Below are 1,245 nucleotides of genomic sequence, written 5' to 3' on the forward strand. Positions count from 1 at the left end.
CTTCCGACTACAATTGCTCTCATGCCTTCACTCATCAGCCTGGAGATGTAATCTTCCGGTTCAAGATACCTGATTTCTGACATGTTGACAGTTACTACCCTTTCAATTCCGGTAGCCAGAATCAGTTCAAGTCTCTGTGCAACAGGATAGATTATCCCCGGGAAGTTTGGAAAGTAGTATCCCCAGGGATAGACAATTGAGATTGCTGTACTCTGCAAATCTAGATTGGCTGCTATGTTTACCGTCTTTTGCATGATCGCTCTGTGACCCAAATGGACGCCGTCGAAATTTCCTATGCAGGCAACATACATATCAAGCACCAAGAACCTTTTCCAGTTTTGCAACTCTCTCGAGCGAATTCTTAGCTAGGAGTGTCTTGATGAATGAAGAAGTGCGCTCTGATCTTGCGACTGCCAATAGTCGTTCGTCGCTACCGATTATTCTGATTAAGTCGTTCTTCGCAAACTTTCCCATAACACCTGCCACTCCGCTGGCATAGATCTGTTTGCCAAGGAGGACATTGCTGCTCTCAGAATCGTTTAGCAGAAGACCTGGAAGGAAGTCAATCGAATCTTCGAGTGAAATTATTGAGAAATCAGACACATCGTCGATCTGGTGTGCAGAATCAACGGAGAAATTACCCTGAGAAATCCTTCGTAGTTTAGTAGCCGTTGCGCCGCAGCCAAGTTTGTACCCAATATCCATAACCAACGATCTGATGTAAGTTCCCTTTGAGACCTTAGCTGTAAAGGTGACTTTCTCATAAGAAATGCCAATGTCATCGATAGAATAGATCTTAACCGGTTTTGGCGGAAGGTTGATTATTTTGCCCTCTCTAGCGAGTTTGTAAAGCCTCTCTCCGTTGTACTTCTTTGCAGAGTATGCGGGAGGAACTTGAAGATACTCTCCTTCAAATGATTTGAGTGCATTAAAAACCTCATCGAAAGAGAAACCCGGCACCTTCCGCTCTTCAACAGTCCTGCCCGTAATGTCAAATGTATCTGTAATTCTTCCTAGCACGAGCTCGGTCATATATGTTTTGTCCATTTCAAGAAAGTACTCGAGAATCCGAGTTCCCTTGTTTACCCCAGAGATAACGAGCCCACTGGCAAAAGGGTCCAGTGTTCCCGCATGGCCTATCTTCTTTGTCCCCAGTCGACGTCGAAGGAGGTTGACAAGATCGTGTGAGGTAATTCCGACCGGTTTGTCTACAAGTATAATCCCATCACTCATCTTTCGTGTTTG

Annotated in this window: 1 protein-coding gene and 1 pseudogene; both read right to left on the bottom strand. The window is 44.9% G+C overall.

From position 1 onward, the window contains the following. Positions 1-311 (bottom strand): annotated as a pseudogene (locus tag BG32_RS01405) (riboflavin biosynthesis protein RibF); the annotation flags it as partial. A gap of 1 nt (position 312) precedes the next feature. Continuing rightward, on the bottom strand, positions 313-1,233 hold the full coding sequence (truB, locus tag BG32_RS01410) for a tRNA pseudouridine(55) synthase TruB (protein WP_006492571.1): 921 nt from the start codon (positions 1,231-1,233) through the stop codon (positions 313-315). Positions 1,234-1,245: the final 12 nt, after the last annotated feature.

This window comes from Mesotoga sp. HF07.pep.5.2.highcov (genome assembly GCF_003666285.1).
Lineage (GTDB): Bacteria > Thermotogota > Thermotogae > Petrotogales > Kosmotogaceae > Mesotoga > Mesotoga prima.